This window comes from Psychrobacter sp. AOP30-A2-5, from assembly GCF_052378115.1.
GTDB lineage: Bacteria > Pseudomonadota > Gammaproteobacteria > Pseudomonadales > Moraxellaceae > Psychrobacter.
The window spans coordinates 110,749-127,710 of sequence record NZ_JBQSXK010000008.1 but is presented as its reverse complement, the minus strand read 5'-3'; the positions used below and the strand labels follow the sequence as shown (position 1 = coordinate 127,710).

Below are 16,962 nucleotides of genomic sequence, written 5' to 3'. Positions count from 1 at the left end.
ACCAAAATTCACCCCAATTGGTAGCTTAGCAACATTGTTATGGCTACATGTACTGGCGGAAAAGGATTATAAAATCAGCTGGGGTCAGTATATGAAGATTGGCTTATTAATCACGCCACCTGTACTACTCGTAACGCTTTTAGCCTTAGTGATTTGGTTACCTATGTTACCCAGCGTTTAAGCGGTGCCTGTATAGCGCACCGATCACGAACAGAATATACATGATAAGTACACCATGAAGTACACCGCGACTACCTAAATAACTCAATATACCGATATCACTTAGCTACAGCCTTATGTTCAAGTCCTCACTAGGGAACCGAACCAGTGAAAGCACTTGACTGGTTCGCTAGGGTATACCCTAAAAAACTTCCGCCAGTTGTCTGATTAAAATCTCCCAAGTTTAAGTGTACGGGATTGACAGCAGGGATCAGTGTGTCTAAGGCTTCCTAGGTAGATTTGGGCAACTTGAGGTTTGGTAAATTCTAACGTACGGATTAAAACCACCTAGCTAGCCGGATATCCCTTGCCTTACTATTTACAGGTTCGGGTTCACAATAATTTTCACTGCTGATTCATTGTTGTGAATTAAAGTCTCAAAGCCTTTAGCAATCAAGTCATCCAATTTGATACGTTGAGTAATAAAGGGCTCAAGGTTCACTAAGCCATCTTCGACCAATTTGATGGTTTCTTGATGATTGTTTACATAACCAATAGTCCCACGTACATCGAGCTCCTTCATGACTACGCTATGTACATTTACGGAAGCTGGGTGGCTCCAGATAGAGACAATCACAACCACACCAGTAGGTTTAGTAAGTTCAACCAGCGAGTCCAATACCTTATTGACGCTGGTGCATTCAAAAGCCACGTCCACACCGCGGTTATCCGTAAGCATCATGACTTCTTCAGTCAAATCTACTTCAGTCGGATCTAAAATGTAATCGGCAATCCCACTTTCTTTAGCCTTCTCTTTGCGCTTGGTACTCAATTCAGTGAGAATGACGGTAATGCCTTTGGCTTTTAAAACTGCCGCCAATAACAATCCAATCGGACCACCGCCACCGACCAAAGCAACATCACCTGCTTTGGCGCCACTGCGCACAAAAGCATGATAGCCAACGGCTAACGGTTCAATCAAGGCTGCTTGATCTAATGGTATTTTATTAGAGATAGGATGTACCCAGCGGCGCTTGACCGCAATTTTTTCAGACAAACCACCACCGCGACCACCAAGACCAATGAAGTTCATATCTTTTGATAAGTGATAATTCTCACCAGGCGCGGTAGAAACATCATCAGCGATAATATATGGTTCAACCACGACATGCTGACCGATCTCAATATCATCAACACCCTCACCAATAGCATAAACGACGCCTGAGAATTCATGACCCATAGTGATTGGGGCAGACTCTCCTGAGATTGGGTGAGGATGACCGCAAGGGGGAATAAAAATAGGACCTTCCATAAACTCATGCAAGTCGGTACCACAGATGCCACACCAAGCGACATCGATTCCAACGGTACCCGACTCTACAGTAGGCTCTGGAATATCTTCAATACGAATATCGCCTTTGTCATAAAAACGTGCCGCTTTCATATAAATCTCCTTTGATTGTCATTAAAAAAATATTGGATGGTGCATCAAAAATTATGCTGGCATCAAACGTAGCCATAATGGATGATTGTAAATATTTGGCTGAGCAGATAAAAAATAGGCATAGATGCCCTAACCTCAAAATCATTATCCACTGCCAAAGCAAGATTGCAACCGTGAGCTACACACATATAAGCCTAAGAGAACGATATCAGATTTATGGCATTAAAAGGGCATAACATGGCAGTCAATTTGTAGTAGAAGCTGTCAAAAAGATAACAGACAACAATCGTAACTTGAGTGCAACTGTTCAGCAGCTCGAAATAGAGATGCAAACGCTCTCAAATTGGCATAACAAAGCCAATCAAGGCAAGCTTGTAGGAACAAAGCAGTATGACCCTGAACTTATGAGTGCGCTTGAAGAGGTAAAACGCCTAAAGCGACAGCTTAAAGTTGCCGAAGAGGAGCGCGAGATCTTAAAAAAGGCGACGGCGTACTTCGCGAAAAACAGTTAGTAAAGTACGCCTTTATCAAAGACAACCAGCAAATCTTTAGCATCAGTAGGATGTGCCGCGTACTTAGCGTTAAACCATCGAGCTACTACGACTGGCTGAGTCGTGATATCAGCTGTCAGCAGGTACACCGTAATCAGTGCGAGCTACTAGTTAAAGCCGCTCATAGTGAGACTCATGAGCGCTATGGTGTTGAGCGTCTGCATGCAACGCTCACCGAGCAAGGGTATGATATTAGTCTATACATGGTCAGAAGCATCAAAGAGGAACACGGCATCAAATGCCGTCGTCATAAGCGCTTTAAAGTCACCACTGACTCTAATCATCACAAACTGGTCTATCCAAACGTGCTCGATCAGAAGTTTGACACCAATCGCCCTAACCAAGCATGGGTAAGCGATATTACTTATATCTGGACACATGAGGGCTGGTTGTATTTAGCGGGAGTCAAAGACTTATATACCAAAGAGCTGGTCGGTTACGCTATTAACAAACGCATGACCGCAGATTTGGTCTGTCGCGCATTGAACATGGCCATCAGGAATAAACGTCCAAACAAAGGGCTAATCGTTCACTCTGACAGAGGCAGCCAGTATTGCAGCCATGCCTACCACAAGATCGTTAAGCAGCATCAGTTTACAGGTTCAATGAGCGCTAAAGGTAATTGCTTCGACAATGCTCCAATAGAAAGCTTCTGGGGCATATTGAAGAATGAGTTGGTATATCATAAGGATTATAAAACTAGATTTGCCGCCATTACCGATATCATTAGATACATCGAGCTATATTACAACCAGACTAGGATTCAAAAGGGCTTGAGCTATAAATCGCCAAGACAGATGTGGTTTGATTATTATCGTCAAGCTGCGTAACTAAAATCTCCCAAGTTTATGTATACGGATTTGACGGCAGGGGTCATTGACATAGAAGAATACCAAATCAAACACCTTAAAGTGGTTATCAAACTTCTTTGAGAAGCAGCAGGTCTTTCGAACGGCTCGTCGCAATCGGTGCCTAAGGCGACAGTTATTACCTTCTATGCCTACCGTATGCTGCTTGCCGATTTGTTTCTTGTCAGGCTTGAATGCGGTTATAAAGCTATCCCAGTTATCCATGCTAATAGAGCCATAGCTGACTTTCAGTTGTTTAAGACGGGCTCTTAGCTTCTTAGCTGTTTTCAGGTCACGTTTGCCCCAGACATAAGCGACAATCTCATTGGTAGCGCGGTCATAAGCATAAATAAGCCAAACTTTACGCTTCTTGCGATACACGTAAGTCCAAAACTCATCAACCTCTAAGCGTTCATAATAGCGCTTCTTAGGCGCAATCTTATAAACAGATGAGCCTATGGTGCTAAGCACTTTACCAATGCTAACTGAGGCTATAATAGCAATGTCTCTGACGCCACAGCCTCTCACTGTCATTAGCCGTATTTTATCTTCTATTCTAGAGTGACAGCCGTGATAAGTTAGGGCATGATCGCCAATAAACTGGCGTTTGCAGTCCTTACATTGATAGTTCTGCTTGCCATAGCTTTTTTTGCCGTGTATCGAAAAACTGGGACTGTGACAGTCGGGGCAATTGATCTGTATTTGTGTCTTCATAACCTCAAATATATCATCTTGCTTTGGCTGTCACCCTCCTTTCATCTCCTCAGCATACTTTCTGACACACCACCACTTTTTGAATACCTTAATAGGTCTTTACTTACAAACGCGCGCTGATACAGACGTATCGTTCTAGGATGCGTTACGAAAAAGTAATGAGCGCTAAAAATAAACTGGGCTCTAAACCGTTCTAGTCATTTGAAAATAAAACTGTCATACTTTTAAATTGAATCTGCTACACCCCAAGTAATCGCCCAATAAGTGATGTTGCGACCATGGCCAATACACCCCACACGACGACGCGAGTGACAGCAGGGAGAGTGGGTGCACCGCCCAAGCGCGCCGATACCATGCCAAGTAGGACTAAGCCGACTATGGTCAGCGCGGCCAATGACCAAACAAGGATCTGGGCTGGAAACACCAAGATGCCGATGACAGGAAATATGGCACCAGTACTAAAGGCCAATGCGGAGGCAATGGAAGCTTGCAGGGGCTTTGCTTGACTGATTTCAGTTAGCCCTATCTCGTCACGAGCATGAGCCTCAAGTGCATCGTGCTCAGTTAAGGCGACAGCAACTTGGTGTGCTAAGTCTTGATCAAGTCCACGCTGCTTATAAATTGTTGTCAGCTCGACAAGCTCCCGCTCAGGATTATGCGCCAGCTCGTAAAGCTCTTTTTTTAAATCAGCCTTTTCAGTATCTGCTTGTGAGGACACAGAGATATACTCACCAGCCGCCATCGATAAAGCCCCTGCAGTCAGTGACGCCAATCCTGTCAGTAATAAGGTTTGGCTGCTCGCGTTTGCGGCGGCAACACCAACCAGTAAACTGGCGGTAGAAATGAGTCCATCATTGGCGCCAAGTACCGCTGCTCTGAGCCATTGACTCCGGTTACTTAGGTGCGGCTCATCGTGAATAGAGTATGACATAGACATCCTCAAAAAATACGGTGGTGTTCTAAAAAGTATGCTGGCGATAAAATCAATAAGAAATCTATGCTAAGTTCTCTGATTCTATAGGGCTTTCAAGGCTTCAAGAATTGTTCAAATTTTAATCAAGTTAAAGATTCAGTTCCGAATTTGAGAGCGATATTAGAGATCAGTTAACCTATACAATCTGCACTATAACTTATTAGGTAGTGGATCCCTCAATATTATAGTGCTCGAAATATTATTAATATCTATAATTACTATGGGTTTATTTAAATCTTATGAGTCGAGAAAGCTCTATATGCTACTATTTATATAGTGTAGAAGACTGAGGTATGAAGTTTACTTTCCTTAGGTGACGTTGTTAATATCGGGGTTTCTTTAAACTGGGACTGTGACAGTCGGGGCAGCTGATATCTACTCAAATATATCATCTTGCCTCGGCTGTCACCCTCCTTTATTCCCCAGTATACTTTCTGACACACCACCGAGTTTTTTTAATTATTTGTCATAGTATATATCAAGATAATTAAAACAATCATATGAATAATTTGGATTGGAACAAAAGCAAGTGCGTATTGAAAACCACCCGTAATTGCCGCATTAATTGATTTAGAAATTGCATGTGTCGCTAAACCCAATAATAAGGCGAGCAATAAAATAGGGTTAGTTGGGTTCCCTTGCATGACTACAGCAGCCATTGCTGCATGCACCTCAAACATAGAACTCAGTACGGTTCCTGCGATAAGACCGGCGTCACCCAGCCATAAACTTAAACCATAAACAAGTACTTGAATAATAGTAAGTGTGACTACAATGATACCTGCCTCTTTTAAACTAAACATGGGTGTATCAGTTAACTTAGCTTTCTCTTCGGATCGAGCTTTTCTCATCAACCATATCCCAGGAATAATTAAAACTATCATGGCAATAATAGAGGGGAATAATAAAATTTTAAGCCAGCTAAAACTTACACCTGCAACAATAATAAGAAGCTGTACCACTGTTGCGACACATGATATAAGCGCAGCTCCAGCATTTTCTTTTGCATCTGCACGACCCTGACGAACTTCTATTCCAAGGCTTGCAATCGTGGCTGTACTGGATATAAATCCTGATGCTAAAGCAGATAAAAACATGGCGTGGCGTGATGGTAAAAGCCTCTTTGCCATATGTGCTAGTGCTTGAATGGTTAAAATCAATATCAATAATTTTAAAATAATATAAGGATTTAGTACTGAACCCCAAAGATCCCTATTGGGGGTTAAAGGAAGTGCAATTAAAAGCAAGGCCAGTAAAAAGATACCATCTTTAAATTCACGCTCAGTAATCCATCTAACCGCTACTCCATGCATTGAATGCTTTGTCACTAGAAGGAAAGTAAGGACGACTGTAAGTGCCGCTGCATAAGGAATATGCCATAAACATAGTCCGCCTATAAAATAGGTGAGTATAAAAGCAAGTTCAGTGGTTACACCTGGATCTTCAATTTGTTTATTAGTAGAGATGATACTTATACCACCTACTATCAATGCTCCTATGAGCCCCATAAATAAACCGAAAGCAAAGCAAATTGCCCCTAATAAAGAGCAAATTGCAAAAGATCTAATACCTGCAAAGCTGTGTTGATTTTCACGTTGTTTGCTACGCTCTCTTTCTAGACCAATGAGTAGTCCACAACCTAATGCTGCAGTAGATGCAGTAATTAAGTTTTGGATAGGTTCAATCGTAAATGTATTTTCTATTATGAAATTCATCCCACTCTCTATGACCCCTGCTGTCAAATCCGTACAGTTGAACTTGGGAAATTTTGATTACGCAGCCTGATGATAAAAATCAAACCACACCGGTCTTAGCGATCTATACCCCAAGGGAACCAGCTATCCCACCCTTCAAACCTATTAACAGACCACTTAAAATAGACCGCTATAATGGAACCACTTAGAACAGACTATTTTAGGTGTTTATGTTTATCAGAGCGTATCTACGAGCGTCTACCAAAGAACAAGACGCTAAGCTAAGCGTGCCAAAAGCGAACTCATAGCCTTTGCCAACGATCATGGCCACAAAATTGCTGCTTTCTATGTCGAAAACGAATCAGGAGCTATCTTGGTGCGTTCAAAGCTTATGCAGCTGATTGAAGATGCTCATAAGGGCGATGTGATCTTAGTTGAGCAAATTGACCGCTTGGCGCGTTTGAACCAAGCTGATTGGGATACTCTCAAAAGAATGCTATCAGAAAAAAAGCTGTCTATCTTATCAAAAGACCTCACTGGACGCTCAAATCTCTGTCAAATTTCGTTGTATATGGTCTTCATCATATCTTCTGCATACGATCTGGAGTCTTCAAGAGATCTATGTTGTATGTTATGTGATGGAACATTTAGCGAACCTCGAAGATCGTCAAGTGACAGAAAACTACTTTCTGTAATATAGCTATTGTCTTTCAAGGCTTTTAAACAATCATTAAAAGTACTTTTTTCGTTTAAATTAAGCGAGATAAGCTGTCGTTTATAGCGACTTCTCATCTCAGCTTCGACGAATACACGTAGTTGTTCTATTTTATCTTCATTTGTCCTACGTTCTACAAAATCCATTATTTCATTGTAGCGTTTATTATGTGCTGTTTCAGTCATTTCAGCTTCAGTTGCCTGCTTTAGTATTGATCCATTCTGTGTTTGAATGATTTTTATAGCACTAGCTTCCTTACTGAACTTCATCATCATAGATGAAGCCATACCTTTATAATGTGTAGTAACAATCAATTGTTTAACATGAGATTTTAATCTATATAGTATTCCTAAAATACTGGTAATTCTCTCACTGTCAAAACTAGTAACAGGATCATCCATAATTAAAATAGCTTTCAATCTCTCATCCTCAGGTAGCTTATTAATTTTGGCGAAGTAAACAGAAAGAGCTAGCGCTCTGCGATCTGATTCACTAAATATGCAATGAAACTTATCTTTATTTATATTCTCTCCTTTAAAAGAGACTTTTAATTCATAGACAGTTCTCGTTCCAATATTGTTAGTACCTCTAGATATTTCAAAATTCTTCGTTCCAATGCTAGAGAAAATCCTGTTTATCTCATCAAAATAATTGTTCAAGAATTCCTCTTGATCTTCCTCCAGTTTGGCCTTGCGCTCTTTATATTCATCCTCAGCTGCTTGCAGATCAGAGCATAAACCAGAAAATTCTATGCAATCCTCGTTCATATCAAGTCTTTTTCTTTGAGATAGAAGCAGTTTCTCTGCATTTGCCTCATTATCCACTGAATTCTGTAGCACTACGGTGTTCTGTGATGCCTTAAATCGTTCTAGTTCCACGTTAATTTTATCTTTAACGCTATTATATTCAGCAATTGAATTATCAAATATAGAGAACTTGCTCTTTAGTTGCGTAAAATCTATAGGGGGAAGTGAACTGTAAGGAACTTCGTACTTGTAACTAAGGTCGTTTTCTATGGTTTTAGCGACATTATTATTAGTATGATATAAATCAGATAAAGCTAGCTCTATGCTTTGAAAACAGGTCATCAACTGATTTATATACTCGTGTGTCTCTAATTCACTTCTAATATCAGCTTCAATATAAGTATCTAAAAATGCTAAATTCCTATCATGTTTCTCTCTAATATCTTCTATATTTGTACTGATCAAAGACTTTCTTTTTAGAGAATTAGCTTTTGATTTCGTTTGAGCTACAAAATTTTGAAAATTATCATCGAAAGCAGTTTGATAGTTTTCAATCAAGGACTGAGCTTCTTGCTCTAATTCCTGTCCACAAAAAGGACAATCATCTTTTAGATGAGTAATACCTTTAGCAGCCCAAGCATCAAATAGGTTTGGGCTGCCAACTTTCATCTTGTGATTAGCAACAGCTTCTTTAGAAGCTTCGTGCACATTCTCCATATTGAAGCCTAGACAGTCATTTATAGACTTTAGCGCCGTATCTATAGCTCTATGCCTGATCACTTCTTCAAGATTTGATCTTCTGCTAACTTGAATAGTATTGGTGATCTGAGTACTAATTCTTTGCTGTAATTCCTTAGAATTTTTAATTTCTTCATCAATCTCTACAAGAGATAATGGCGATAAGGGAGAAGCTATAAAATCATCGATGTTATGTATGTTATGGGAATGAAACTTGTTGGTAAGTGTTCTTATTGAATCCCTAACCCCTCTTAGCTTCTGATTATCAACCTCTAATTCTTCAAATTTTACTGAATTTTCACCTAAAATATAGCTTGAAATATTTTTAGAGTTGTCTCTGTTGTATGTCATACCTGCCATAACATTTCTGTAAATGAAAGCTTGGTCAAAAACATGTAATTGGTAGTTATCAGGAAGATGAGAATCCCAAGAATCATTTGTAAAGGCTACAATTTTTTTTCTATCGTCATCAGTAGAAAACTGGATTTTTATTTTTTGCTGTGCTTGGCTAGTCAAATTAGATGGATTTATTGATTTTCTGTCCATAATTATTTTGGGGTCATTTAAAGCGAGCGAGTGAAATATATCGCAAAAAGTACTTTTTCCATTCCTGTTTTCACCATAAATAATAGTTACAGGATTAAAATTCACGTTACCATCAGAGAATTTCTGATAGTTACCTGTGTTCTCAATTAACGTAACTCTTGTAATCATATCCAGTCGCCTCTTAAGCATAATTCCATTTATGCTACCACTTAGTTAAACTATAATTTAAGGAAATATTTTTTTTAGCACAATGGTTAAGTTCCTCTTACTAAGAGTGCGTTTCCGAGGACTGTAATATTTTTCACATATCAGCTCATTTATCCCAGTTCTCAAAACACGTTGGGGACACCCCAAACCCCAAAACTAAGCTCAAAATAGGCAGTGAACCGCCCCGACTATATCGGAGGCAGGTTTACTTGAGTCAGGCAACAATAACTGACATCATTAAATTATCGTTATAGCATCTTCAAAATCAAAGAGATCATACATAAATTACGTATGAGTATATCTAAACCACCCGATGTTTCTTAAAATTCTCAGCCTGCTCAAATATCTCTTTGTAGACTTCTTTTGAATCAACTGGTGGATAGCCCCACTCATCGAGCAATACCATCAAATCAAACTGTAGCTCAGCTCGGATATCCTCTTTCTTGTTCCAATCCGTATACTTAGCCTTCTCATCGATGAGCTTTTTCACTTCTCTAGACAGCTCAATCAGCTTGTCTTCGGGATAGGTAAAGTCGTATTTATGTGCCAGTGACAGCAGGATGTCGTAAAACGCCTTTTCTTCAAAGTCGATACCCATCTCACCAAACGACGCCATCTCTTCGCGCAGCTCGTGATACAGCTTTATGATCTCATCAGAGAAGTCGCCGATGACTTCGGCGCGCAGTACATCTTGCTCGTCACGGTCGTTATACTTCTCGACTAAGGCATTCATCTTCTTACTGAAATCGATGCCCTTGACCTTGTTGGTCTTTTTCAGCTCACCAATCGCTTTTGCGAGTAGCTGTTGTAGCAGCTCTAACTTGGTATTGGGCTGTTTAATCACTTCAAGCTTGGCTAGGTAGTCTTCATCAAAGATATCGATTTCACCGTCGGTGTTATCACCGAGCTTAAAGATCTCTTCTACGCCATCACTCAGCAGTGCGTCTTTAACTAGGTCACGTACCTTCTGGTTCATCTGCTCAACGTCAGGCGCGCCGCCCGTAGTGATTTTAAAGATGATGGTACGAATGGCTAGGTAATAATGAATCTTGTCCTTGTGCGCCTTGGTAAGCTCACTGCTACCGACGCAGATATCATAGGCAGACTTTAAACGCTTGGCCAAATCCATAAAACGTTTTTCTAACTTTTTAGATTGCAGCGCAAAGTCAGCGGCAGCGTTTAAGCAGTTCAGTTGCTGTAGTGGCGTGCCGTTAAAGTACAGGCTGGAGTCAAACTTATGATAGACCGTATCCAGTAGGTTTAAATGGTCTTTGACCACTACCACTGACTTTTGGATGTCTTCTAGGTTTTGAATCTGACCGCCGGTGTAATGCGAGAGCGCCAGGTTCATCTGTTTTTTGATGCCGATATAATCAACCACTAAGCCGCTTTCTTTACCTTCAAACTTACGGTTGACCCGTGAGATGGTTTGAATCAGGCTATGCTTTTGCAAAGGTTTATCAATGTAGATGGTATCGAGAAAAGGTACGTCAAAGCCTGTGAGCCACATATCGACGACGATGGCGATTTTAAAGTTCGATTTGCCGTTTTTAAACTGACGGTCTAGCTCTTTGCGGTAGTCTTTATTACCAAGATTATCCCACATGCTTTTTGCGTCATCCTTGTTACGAGTCATGATCATTTTGACTCGCTCCATCGGTTTGACATTTTTCTTATCACTTTCCGATAAGGTTGAGCCTTCCTCGCACGCTCTTATCTCATCCCATTCAGGACGCAGGTCTATGATGTCTTTATATAACTGATAGGCAGCTTCACGGCTGCTACAGACAAACATAGCCTTGCCTTTTTGTGTAGTGCCCTCAGCGACTCGTGCTTCATAATGCTGAACAAAGTCTTCTGCTATAGCTCTAATGCGGTCAGGGTCACCAAGAATGGTGGACATACTGGCCATGGCTTTTTTACTTTTCTCGATCTGATATTCATTGGTGCCAGCGTCGGCGCTTTCTTGATAGTATTTTTCGACTTCATCAAGCTGTTTGCTATCGAGTAGCACTTTAGCGGCGCGACCTTCATAGACAATACGCACGGTGATCTCATCAAATACCGACTCAACCATGGTGTAGCTATCAACGACTGGACCAAATACATCGAGAGTGGCATCAATCGGTGTACCCGTGAAGCCGACGTAAGTGGCATTAGGCAAAGAGTCATGGAGATATTTAGCGAAGCCGTAGGTCTTTTTGACGCCATCTTCGGTAACGGTGATTTTTTGCTGGAGATTGATTTGGCTACGATGCGCTTCATCAGAGATACAGATGACGTTGGTACGCTCTGTCAGTAGTGCTAAGTCTTCGGTAAACTTGTGAATGGTGGTTAGGAATACGCCGCCACTCTTACGACCTTTGAGTTCTTCTCTTAGCTCAGCACGACTCTCGACACTGATGATATTCTCATCACCGATATAGGTCTTGGCATTGGTAAAGGTTTTGGATAACTGATCATCCAAATCGGTGCGGTCAGTGATTAAGATGATGGTTGGACTACCAAGCGCCAAGTCTTTCATCAGTAGACGGGCTAAAAACAGCATGGTAAAGCTCTTACCACAGCCAGTCGCGCCAAAGTAGGTACCACCCTTGCCGTCACGTAAGCCATTATTGTTAATTAAATTGCCATGACTGTCGAGCTGCTTCATGTGCTGCTTGATATTGTCGTATAGCTTGGTGGCGGCATAATACTGCGGATAGCGACAAACGATTTTTTCTTCCTTGCTTGATTTGTCAGGTACGTAAATAAAATTACGGATGACATCGAGCAAACGCGTTTTATCAAATAAACCGCTCATCATGGTCAATAAGGAGTGGATACCGTCTTTCTCAAGCTTTTCATCGCCTGTGACTTTACGCCAGGAATAGTAGAACTCATAAGGCGCAAAGAACGAGCCCATCTTTGAATTGACCCCATCACTAATCACACATAGGGCGTTGTACTTAAATAGCTCTGGAATATCGCGCTTATACCGAGTGGTCAGCTGGGTATAGGCATCAAACATGGTGGCATCTTCACGGATGCTGCTTTTAAACTCAAACACCACCAGTGGTAAGCCATTGATATAGAGAATGCCATCAGGAATACGCAGCTCAAAGCCTTGTATCTCCATCTGATTGACGATGCGAAAGCGATTGTTATCGAGTGCTTCATAATCAATCAGCTGGATGTATAAATCTTTTTGGGTATAGTCTTCACGCTTGAGGGTAAAGCCATCAGCAACAAGCTTCATGATGGCTTTATTGGTATCGTAAAGGTCGGAGGCAGGAAGGTATTCAAGCTTATGAATGATGGACTCAATCTCGTACTCTGTGATCAAGTCATCTTTATAACGGGTTGCCAGAAACTGTCGAAGATCAGACTTAATCAGCACATCGTCAGGATTGCGGTCGAGTGCTTCGCCAACCGTATGTGGATAGCCCTCAGCTGCTAACAATTCAATAATGGCTTGCTCAAGTCTGTCTTCGGTGAATTTCAATGCTTCGTCCTTTTTTATTATGCTTTATTTTTTTCTCAATAATTACTATGCTAATCTAGAAGAAATACGACAACACTAGGTTATTCATACTCTTTTTTAATCGGATTGAATTTCACAATTTCACTGTAGTTAACATGCTCAATACGCTCATCATCTTCAGTAAGCTTTTCGCCTTTGTAAGTCAACATAATGGGATAATAAGTGGTATTGTCCGACAGTACTTTTAAAGTCCCTTCATAACCATAATACAAAGGCGAGTCTTCATCATAACGAGCATTGCTTGAGCCAGCATCACCGACATAATAAACATTAATAAAATCATTCTCAGGTAGGTGTAAAGCTTTCCACCAGTCATCCCTTGCACCTTGACCCATATAGAAATTCGTAAACATACTTCCTACTAGGTTCTTCCCTAACGGCTGTAGACCATTTTTAATATCTTCAGCATAAAGTCCTGCACTTCCATTGCTACCCGATTCCTCTACGTTCTTTGGTGTTTGACTCACTAACTGAAACAATCCACTCTTCAGTTTTTTAAAGCTGTATAAATCCGCTGTTGCCTTACAGATATGACAAGAGTCAATTTCTCCATCAGAAACATGTGTCTTTTCAATGATAATCAGATAACGATCTTCACCTGCTGTATTTTTATATTGAATAACAGGAAGCATTAAGGCAATAGTTGCCCTTCCAACCTCATCGTATTTTCCCAAGCCGATATACGGTGTATCTTCCATATGATCCACATGAATATCGAACATCTGACCATTGTAAAACTGACGCATAATTTCTTTAAAGCTTAAGTCTTTGATTTTGACTTGAGCCATTTGACTAGCTGAGAAAGCAGGAGCGGCAGCCATTACAGGAGCCGCAGATAGAACGCCTAAGCTGAGCGCTAAACTAAGTAACGGCTTTTTCATACTAGATTCCATTAATTCTTATGTTTTTAAGATAACCGTTTACTGTCAAAAGCTATACTACTTCCTCCACAAGTTCAGCAGCATCAGAAATACGCAATTCGCCTGACATTAACTTAGGTAAAAGGGTGTCGCGGATTCTTGATAAATTATCTACGTCTATTTGAACAGCATGAATTTTATTATGAAATGAATTTATCCAGTTATCGAAATAGTTTAAAACATCGATATTAGGCACTACTACCATATGGTTTTTTAAAATATCTGTTTTTAGATTAGTAAATACACTACCATTACCTTGCATCAAGAGTTCCTGTCTAACAACTAAAAAAAGCTGATATAAATAATTATCAGTAAATATTTTTTTCTTCGGGAAATGTAACCAGCCGTCATGGATACAAGCATCTAAATCTAAAAATTTTGGTAAGCCAGGGGTGGCGCTATTTGATAAAATTAACGAGCCTTTTTTTAATAAAGTCGTTTTATTTAATCCTTCAGGTTTAATAAATTGTTTCGTCTCAACAAGAAATCTTGAATTACTAGCAGTCGCATCACTTATTTTGACCCAAGGTAATCCTTTAGGTACTAAATAATCATGAATTGGTCGAGGAGAGCCACCACGTTTTACTTCAATATACTCACCAAGCTTACTAACTCCCCAACCCTTTGGAATCCACCCCATTTCTTCTGTAAACTCAAACGCATTAGGGAATAAGTGCTGAATATCTGACTTATTCTTTTTCTCAATCGTTTTACGTTGCTCGGCACGTTCAGCGAACTCATCAGGAATGGCGTTACCAGCCGCGAGCGCATTATCAATCACAGGATCAAAATCCACAAACCAGCTCTTAAACAACGCCTGCGCCATTGCTTCTAGCGTTTCATTCATTTGGCGGTTTAGCTCTATTTTGTCATCTAAAGAGCCAAGGATATGAGCAATGGCTTTTTGTTCTGGGAGTGGTGGCGTTGGGATTTTGAATGTTAAACAGTCTCCAACTCTAATGTGACTGACAACAGAACCAGTGCCTTCATGCACGTAAAATTGATGTTGTAAATAAGGGCTAAGGAATGAATACAATAGAAACCTAGAATCTAAAAGAGAAGGATTAACTCTATACTGCATTAGTCGCTGTCCCAAAAATAGATTATCATCAACGGTGATACGACCAACTTCTCCTATCGGTGCCTCTCTTGTCAAAAGAATATCACCTTTTAAGACTTCAGACCTCCTAGTCCATTTTTCAAAAACATGCTCTTCAACATACTTACAGTTTTGAGTATCTACAACGCCATAACGTACATTTGTAGTACGTAGCATTTTATAAGGTGTTTCATAATCAACTTTAGGTGCTGTCTTGTTTACACAGTCAACAATCAACTCGCATAACTCTGAAACTTCATATTCAACCCAATCATTCGCCATAACCCAACACCTCCAAGTTATAACGAATGGTTTCATCTAATTTTGATGATTCTTGCATCTGTGCATATAGCGTTTGGCTTAGCTCAAGCATTTTAGTCTCAAACGGGATGCCATCATCTTCTATTGCCGCAGCACCAACATAACGCCCAGGAGTGAGTACATAGTCATTGGCTTTGATCTCATCAAGCGTGGCAGATTTACAGTAGCCTGCTTCGTCTGTATAGGCTTCATAGCCACCAGCTTCTTTCTCTCCACGCCATGCATGATACGTCTTGGCAATCGCCTCGATATCGTCTTTAGTGAGTTCTTTGTTAGTGCGGCTAATCATACTGCCGATAGCGCGCGCATCAATGAATAGCGTCTCACCACTACGATTACGCAGCCCTTTTGCTTGACTATCAGCTGACGTGGCTTGTTTGTCTTTACTGATAAACCATAAGCACACGGGGATTTGGGTGGTATAAAACAGCTGACCCGGTAGCGCAATCATACAATCGACTAAATCATTCTCGATAATCTGCTGGCGTATCTCACCCTCACCGCTGGTGGTGGTAGACATTGAGCCGTTTGCCAGTACGAAACCAGCAGTCCCATGCTCAGAGAGCTTGGATATCATGTGCAATATCCATGCATAGTTGGCATTCCCCGTTGGCGGTGTTGGATACCCTGCCCAGCGTGGATCATCGACCAGCTCATCAGAGGCACGCCAATCCTTCTGGTTAAAAGGTGGGTTTGCCATGATGAAGTCCGCTTTGAGGTCTTCATGCTGATCTTTAAAGAACGTATCGGCTGCCACATCGCCCAAGTTGCTAGAGATACCACGAATAGCAAGGTTCATCTTAGCGAGCTTGTAGGTCGTGCTGGTATACTCTTGCCCATAGATAGACACGTCTTTGGTATTGCCGTGGTGACTCTCGATAAACTTAATGGACTGGACGAACATACCGCCTGAACCACAACACGGATCATAGATTTTGCCTTGGTACGGCTCCAGCATCTCTGCAATGAGATTGACCACAGATTTGGGCGTATAGAACTCACCACCGCCTTTACCTTCAGTCGCGGCAAACTTACCTAAGAAATACTCGTACACGCGCCCTACTGTGTCTTCTTCTGGGTTACCGATGGTATCGATGTTATTGATCACATCAATCAAAGCCGCAAGCTTACTGGCCGTTAAGCCCAGACGAGAGAAGTAGTTATCCGGCAGTGCGCCTTTAAGCGATTGGTTGGTCTTCTCAATGGTGCTAAGCGCCGTGTCGATCTTAAGAGCGATGTCTTCTTGTTTGGCATTCTGCTGGATAAAGCTCCAACGGCTCTCCTCCGGCAAATAGAACACATTATCCTTGGTATAAGCTTGCACCATATCGATATGCTTTTCATAGCCCGTATCGATAAGCTTCTGTCTTTGCTGCTCAAAGGTATCACTAATGAATTTTAAGAAAATTAGGCTTAAAACAATGTGCTTATATTCTGATGATTCGACGCTACCTCGTAGCTTGTTTGCAGCATCCCAAAGGGCTTCTTCAAAGCGACCATCTTTTATATTGTCGTTCTTATTTGCAGGTGTTTTAGCCATGTTTCTTTATTCTCGATTGGTATTTATTGGTTTTAGAAGGTGAGTACATGCTTAGCTCTATAAGGAAGCTTCATTTATTATTAACCAAAATATAAGTTTTTGATATTTTATAGTAGTTACACTAAGACAATCTTATTAGCCTTCATCTTATCATAAGAAAATTGAAGTGCGGAGGTAGATAACCTCCTCTTCAGTATTGAGTATAAGTGATAATTCTTTAATTA

Annotated in this window: 11 protein-coding genes and 1 pseudogene; 3 read left to right on the top strand and 9 right to left on the bottom strand. The window is 40.8% G+C overall.

Features of this window, described 5'->3' with window-relative positions:
• A partial coding sequence (locus ACT3S4_RS08010; protein WP_444760854.1) for an ArsB/NhaD family transporter occupies positions 1–181 on the top strand: 181 nt, incomplete at its 5' end.
• Positions 182–538: 357 nt separating this feature from the next.
• On the opposite strand, the gene ACT3S4_RS08005 is transcribed toward ACT3S4_RS08010, so the two are convergent.
• Positions 539–1,603, bottom strand: coding sequence for a 2,3-butanediol dehydrogenase (locus ACT3S4_RS08005; protein ID WP_058023639.1), 1,065 nt, complete (start codon positions 1,601–1,603; stop codon positions 539–541).
• A gap of 272 nt (positions 1,604–1,875) precedes the next feature.
• Here ACT3S4_RS08005 and ACT3S4_RS08000 point away from each other — a divergent pair.
• Positions 1,876–2,984 (top strand): IS3 family transposase gene (locus ACT3S4_RS08000; protein ID WP_288727420.1). Its coding sequence is split into 2 segments (ribosomal slippage): positions 1,876–2,074 and positions 2,074–2,984, totalling 1,110 coding nucleotides; the frame shifts between segments, so codons are not numbered across the junction.
• Here the strand turns inward: ACT3S4_RS08000 and ACT3S4_RS07995 are convergent.
• From ACT3S4_RS07995 to ACT3S4_RS07985, 3 genes are all read right to left on the bottom strand, one after another.
• Positions 2,985–3,716, bottom strand: coding sequence for an IS1 family transposase (locus ACT3S4_RS07995; RefSeq protein WP_298907818.1), 732 nt, complete (start codon positions 3,714–3,716; stop codon positions 2,985–2,987).
• Between the two features lie 238 nt (positions 3,717–3,954).
• On the bottom strand, positions 3,955–4,647 hold the full coding sequence (locus ACT3S4_RS07990) for a VIT1/CCC1 transporter family protein (RefSeq protein ID WP_109592155.1): 693 nt from the start codon (positions 4,645–4,647) through the stop codon (positions 3,955–3,957).
• A 497-nt stretch (positions 4,648–5,144) separates the two neighbouring features.
• The gene (locus ACT3S4_RS07985; RefSeq protein WP_109592801.1) at positions 5,145–6,404 is read right to left on the bottom strand and encodes an MgtC/SapB family protein; all 1,260 of its coding nucleotides are present in this window, start codon (positions 6,402–6,404) and stop codon (positions 5,145–5,147) included.
• A 283-nt stretch (positions 6,405–6,687) separates the two neighbouring features.
• Between ACT3S4_RS07985 and ACT3S4_RS07980 the strand changes: the two are divergent.
• Positions 6,688–6,855: pseudogene (locus ACT3S4_RS07980) on the top strand (recombinase family protein); the annotation flags it as partial.
• 83 nt (positions 6,856–6,938) lie between these two features.
• On the opposite strand, the gene ACT3S4_RS07975 reads toward ACT3S4_RS07980, so the two are convergent.
• From ACT3S4_RS07975 to ACT3S4_RS07955, 5 genes are all read right to left on the bottom strand, one after another.
• On the bottom strand, positions 6,939–9,296 hold the full coding sequence (locus ACT3S4_RS07975) for an AAA family ATPase (protein ID WP_298907824.1): 2,358 nt from the start codon (positions 9,294–9,296) through the stop codon (positions 6,939–6,941).
• A 340-nt stretch (positions 9,297–9,636) separates the two neighbouring features.
• Positions 9,637–12,819, bottom strand: coding sequence for a type I restriction endonuclease subunit R (locus ACT3S4_RS07970; RefSeq protein ID WP_298907827.1), 3,183 nt, complete (start codon positions 12,817–12,819; stop codon positions 9,637–9,639).
• An 80-nt stretch (positions 12,820–12,899) separates the two neighbouring features.
• Positions 12,900–13,739: a hypothetical protein gene (locus tag ACT3S4_RS07965; protein ID WP_298907829.1), complete on the bottom strand. Its 840-nt coding sequence runs from the start codon at positions 13,737–13,739 to the stop codon at positions 12,900–12,902.
• A gap of 52 nt (positions 13,740–13,791) precedes the next feature.
• Complete coding sequence (locus ACT3S4_RS07960; protein ID WP_298907832.1) at positions 13,792–15,159, bottom strand: restriction endonuclease subunit S; 1,368 nt, start codon at positions 15,157–15,159, stop codon at positions 13,792–13,794.
• Complete coding sequence (locus ACT3S4_RS07955; RefSeq protein ID WP_298907834.1) at positions 15,149–16,738, bottom strand: class I SAM-dependent DNA methyltransferase; 1,590 nt, start codon at positions 16,736–16,738, stop codon at positions 15,149–15,151. Before ACT3S4_RS07955 ends, ACT3S4_RS07960 begins: the two co-directional genes overlap by 11 nt.
• Between the last annotated feature and the right edge of the window lie 224 nt (positions 16,739–16,962).

Bases quoted from the DNA above. Each gene is read 5' to 3' on its own strand.
- ACT3S4_RS08005 (WP_058023639.1), bottom strand. From the start codon at position 1,603: ATGAAAGCGGCACGTTTTTATGACAAAGGCGATATTCGTATTGAAGAT.
- ACT3S4_RS07995 (WP_298907818.1), bottom strand. From the start codon at position 3,716: ATGAAGACACAAATACAGATCAATTGCCCCGACTGTCACAGTCCCAGT.
- ACT3S4_RS07990 (WP_109592155.1), bottom strand. From the start codon at position 4,647: ATGTCATACTCTATTCACGATGAGCCGCACCTAAGTAACCGGAGTCAA.
- ACT3S4_RS07985 (WP_109592801.1), bottom strand. From the start codon at position 6,404: ATGAATTTCATAATAGAAAATACATTTACGATTGAACCTATCCAAAAC.
- ACT3S4_RS07975 (WP_298907824.1), bottom strand. From the start codon at position 9,296: ATGATTACAAGAGTTACGTTAATTGAGAACACAGGTAACTATCAGAAA.
- ACT3S4_RS07965 (WP_298907829.1), bottom strand. From the start codon at position 13,739: ATGAAAAAGCCGTTACTTAGTTTAGCGCTCAGCTTAGGCGTTCTATCT.
- ACT3S4_RS07960 (WP_298907832.1), bottom strand. From the start codon at position 15,159: ATGGCGAATGATTGGGTTGAATATGAAGTTTCAGAGTTATGCGAGTTG.
- ACT3S4_RS07955 (WP_298907834.1), bottom strand. From the start codon at position 16,738: ATGGCTAAAACACCTGCAAATAAGAACGACAATATAAAAGATGGTCGC.